The sequence below is a fragment of the Bradyrhizobium sp. 62 genome (assembly GCF_023073035.1).
Classification (GTDB): domain Bacteria; phylum Pseudomonadota; class Alphaproteobacteria; order Rhizobiales; family Xanthobacteraceae; genus Bradyrhizobium.
The window spans coordinates 11,962-15,462 of sequence record NZ_JADPIT010000030.1 but is presented as its reverse complement, the minus strand read 5'-3'; the positions used below and the strand labels follow the sequence as shown (position 1 = coordinate 15,462).

At 61.2% G+C, this 3,501-nt stretch carries 4 protein-coding genes and 1 pseudogene; 2 read left to right on the top strand and 3 right to left on the bottom strand.

Annotation, left to right across the window (positions count from 1 at the left end; all coding sequences use genetic code 11):
* Positions 1-156 precede the first annotated feature (156 nt).
* From IVB47_RS27750 to IVB47_RS27740, 3 genes are all read right to left on the bottom strand, one after another.
* Positions 157-438 carry a nuclear transport factor 2 family protein gene (locus IVB47_RS27750; RefSeq protein WP_247466027.1) on the bottom strand — a complete coding sequence of 94 codons (282 nt, stop codon included), beginning with the start codon at positions 436-438 and terminating at the stop codon, positions 157-159.
* A 286-nt stretch (positions 439-724) separates the two neighbouring features.
* Complete coding sequence (locus IVB47_RS27745; RefSeq protein ID WP_247466024.1) at positions 725-1,924, bottom strand: PHB depolymerase family esterase; 1,200 nt, start codon at positions 1,922-1,924, stop codon at positions 725-727.
* A gap of 4 nt (positions 1,925-1,928) precedes the next feature.
* Positions 1,929-2,348, bottom strand: a complete 420-nt coding sequence (locus tag IVB47_RS27740) for a CopG family transcriptional regulator (RefSeq protein ID WP_106946911.1) — start codon at positions 2,346-2,348, stop codon at positions 1,929-1,931.
* A gap of 244 nt (positions 2,349-2,592) precedes the next feature.
* Between IVB47_RS27740 and IVB47_RS27735 the strand changes: the two genes are divergently transcribed.
* Positions 2,593-2,775 carry a hypothetical protein gene (locus IVB47_RS27735; protein WP_027568297.1) on the top strand — a complete coding sequence of 61 codons (183 nt, stop codon included), beginning with the start codon at positions 2,593-2,595 and terminating at the stop codon, positions 2,773-2,775.
* A gap of 549 nt (positions 2,776-3,324) precedes the next feature.
* Positions 3,325-3,501 (top strand): annotated as a pseudogene (locus IVB47_RS27730) (DUF892 family protein); the annotation flags it as partial.

Sequence of the window (3,501 nt, the reverse complement as noted above, 5' to 3'; positions counted from 1 at the left end):
TGCGGTGAGCGACTGGTGAAGCGTTTGCCGGTTTCAGAGGACAACCCGGCCGTAACGCATGAGGTACATGAAGGTCGAATGGTGCCAAAAGCAAAAGAATGAGCTACCTGCAATGCCGCTATGGAGCCGCGATGCTAACCGTCTCCTCAATGATCCTTATTTCGTCGCCATCGCCGGCCAGTCGTGCAGTCCTATCTTTAGGGCTTCTTGAAAACTGCGCCGTATGGCATCGCGACCCTGGAAGATTCCGCTAGGAGTAACTCTGATTGCATCCTCGGCGAATGCTGCCGCCACTGCGTCAACGTCGCCTCGGTTGTACGCGGATGCGAAATTCTTCTGAAAATTGGCGCTCGCACTCTCGGCGGATAGCTTCTCTTGGGCACCAAGTGACGGGGATACAGAGAGCATGAAGGCGACCGTGAACAAGCTTCTCAGCATCGATAGCTCCCTGCTGCGTAGTTGCCGGTCAGGCCGAGTTGCGGTGTCCTTGGCCCGTTGCTTTTCGCCGCAGCGACTCCTGCGGCCCGGATAAGCATTTCCCTTCTGACCCGCAACAGCCTTCCCGGCTTCTTGGCCGGCTTAGCAGCCTTCGCCGCCGCCTCCTCCTGCCCATGCTCCGGCGCAACGCTCCCATGATGTCGGTCGCGGCTCGCTTGTCTTTCCGCGTATCAGTTTTCCGGCGCGCTTTTGATTGGTGAGCGATCGCTACATTCAGGCCGCCGTCCTACTCTCCGCGTAAAGCAAGCGAATGCTCGAAAAAGAAACGCAGCATCTCCCTGGTCGCGTCCGGCCCGCGCGGATCGGTGTAGGACCCGGCAGGACTGCCTCCAGACCAGGCATGGCCGGCCCCGTGGACGCTCCAGTGCTCGGACGTGCCCAAGCCACCTTCATCGGTGAGGACGGTGCGGGTATACGCATGTCCCTCAGGTACTCGCCCGCGAAGAGTTTTCGTCCTCGGGCTTGCTGCAGCTTCGCCCGGCCCACGGAGAATCAGTTCAGCATTGCTCGGATGCACGGTGGTATCGCGATCGCCATGGAAGACGATGGTCGGCACCGACGCGCCAGCCGTCCCGATCGGTCCAGCGCTGCCATGCCGCATAGCGGCCAGTGCGGACGGAAGGTCGCTGGCAGCCCCGCAAGCCAGGCCGGAGTGGATGCCGACGGCGGCGTATAGGTCGGGGTGCGTCGCGCCCATGATGGCCGCGGCGGCCCCGCCGGCCGACAGGCCTGCGACGTAGACGCGCTTGGGATCGATAGGACGCTCCCGCATGATCTTGCGGGTAATGCCTGCGATCAGCGAAGGCTCGCCGCTAGACCCCTGCTGGTCGCCCGTGCGAAACCAGTTCCAGCATTTCGCAGGGTTGGCTCCGCGTGGCTGCTCCGGATAGACAACGAAGCAATTCCGCTCGTCCGCCAGAAAATTCATCCGGGTGCCGGCGGCGAAATCGTCCGGTGACTGGGTGCAGCCGTGAAGCATGACGATGAGGGGACGCGGTCCTCCATCAACGCGGCTGGGGATGAACAGCTTGTAGGTCCGACTTCCCGCCGCGTTAGTGAAGGTGGCAGAGACGAACCTTGTGCCGCCCGGCGCAATGTCCGCTTTGGACATTGGAGTGCGCCCGACCGGACTTGGCATGCCGAAACCGGAAAGATCTTTCATCCCGCCGAAGGGCGCGAGGCGATTGTGTCGTTTGGCAGGCGTGGCTTGTGAGGACGGCCCGCTCTCCGTCTCCTCGACGACATTGGCCTTCAGCTCGAGTGTCGGCGGCTCGAGCCTCGCACGCTCGACAGGCGCAGCATTTCCCCTTGTCGCTGCGGGGCCGCCATCGCCGCGCAGCATTCGCTGCAGCAGTGCAGTGGCTTCGACCAGTTGGCCGGCACGTGTGAGGCGGGTCGCTTCGCGGACCATGTCTGGATTCAGCATCGGTTCACCTCGTTCGGTCGGCGAGAGCGGCCTTGACTGCGGGGCTGGCATGAAGGGCTCCGAGCACCGAGACCGAGGCAATTGTGGCGCGTGCCAGCTCAGGCGTGACGTCCTGGTCGATGGTCGCCAAGCCGAGGACGTTGATGTGCAGCATCTCGCCGTCGCGCCGCGCCCTCTCGAGATCGACGCGGGCATAGTTACGCAGCCCCAGGTCCAGACTTTTACGGACCGTCGATTGCTTGACCACCTCCGCGTGCCGCTCGAGCTGGTTGCGGATCGCCGTCCGGATGAAATCGGTGCGGTTCGAATAAAACCCTTCCTGCACCATGAGATCGACCTGGCCGAGGTCCACATAGCCCAGGTTGATCGTGATCTTCTCCGTATCCGGGGTCCGGGGTCGCAGCTCGCGTACATTGTCGGTCATGGGGTACATCCATTTGTCCATCCAGTTGGGTGGCGCATGGATGGTAAATGGACATTCACGGAAGAATTTCAAGGCGGCAGGCAAACGTCTCTCCCCGCCTTGCTTTCGGACCGGAGCCGCTGCCGTTTCGCGATTTCCCAAGGTATGACGGAACCCTTCGTCCGGTCGTCAGGTCTAACCGTCTGAAACCAACTGAGGGCTCGTTGGGCGGCGTGCTATTATCGTTGCTACAGGAGGAAGACACATGTCCACTTCCAAGAAGCGATTAGCACCCGATGATTTTCCGGTGACCGCCGAAGGACAAAAGATCAAGAAACAAGATGGCGAGCCCATCGCCACTACGGAGGATCATGAAACCGCTGCCGACCTGGCCGAGCGCATCAACGACGACGAAGCGCGCCGTGAGGAAGACAAATGGTCGGCCTGAGCGCCTTCTCTCGGCCGTCCAGCAGGGTATCGATCAGCTTCAGCAATTGCTGGCGCTCTGCACCCCCGGCGCCACTACGCAGGAATTGGCCGATATCCGTATAGGGGACCTGGCCACCTGAGCTGATGTTGCGCTGGTGCTTCACGATTGGCGTTTTCGTTCGCGGATCTCGCGTCAGTGCCCAGACGTCACCATTGCTGCTTTCGTAGAGTACTCGCTCGCTCATACCGACCAATCCAACGGACGATCATCCGTTCCAGACTCTCCGAAGCCAGGTGCGAGCCTCTGAATTTTATCGCTCGCGTCGAGGGGGGTCGCGCTGTCGCAGTGCCTTGGGATGGCTACTTGTGTTCGGACGGCGCCCTGGGCGTTTGAGTTGTTCGGGTTTTCGGCGTTCTGCTTTTTGGCCTCGTGATGCCCGATTGCGCAGCCGGCCGCTGCCCGAGCTTCCCGTCATCCGCACCCAAGAAATCTTCCCGTTGTGAGCTCTCTGCGGAACGCTCTTCCCGACCGGCTGTTTGAAGTGCGGACCCACTCAAGGAGGACACAATGGGCTTTTTCACCAAGGACATCAAAACGCTGGACGACCTCTTCGTGCACACGCTGCAGGACATTTATTACGCGGAGCAGCAGATCGCGAAGAACCTTCCAGACATGATCGAGAAGGCGAGCGATCCCGGCCTCAAGAACGGTTTTCGACGCATCTCTCCGAGACCAAGGGCCAGA

Excerpts from the sequence above, each read along its gene's own strand:
- IVB47_RS27750 (WP_247466027.1), bottom strand. The coding sequence starts at position 438 with ATGCTGAGAAGCTTGTTCACGGTCGCCTTCATGCTCTCTGTATCCCCG.
- IVB47_RS27735 (WP_027568297.1), top strand. The coding sequence starts at position 2,593 with ATGTCCACTTCCAAGAAGCGATTAGCACCCGATGATTTTCCGGTGACC.
- IVB47_RS27740 (WP_106946911.1), bottom strand. The coding sequence starts at position 2,348 with ATGACCGACAATGTACGCGAGCTGCGACCCCGGACCCCGGATACGGAG.
- IVB47_RS27745 (WP_247466024.1), bottom strand. The coding sequence starts at position 1,924 with ATGCTGAATCCAGACATGGTCCGCGAAGCGACCCGCCTCACACGTGCC.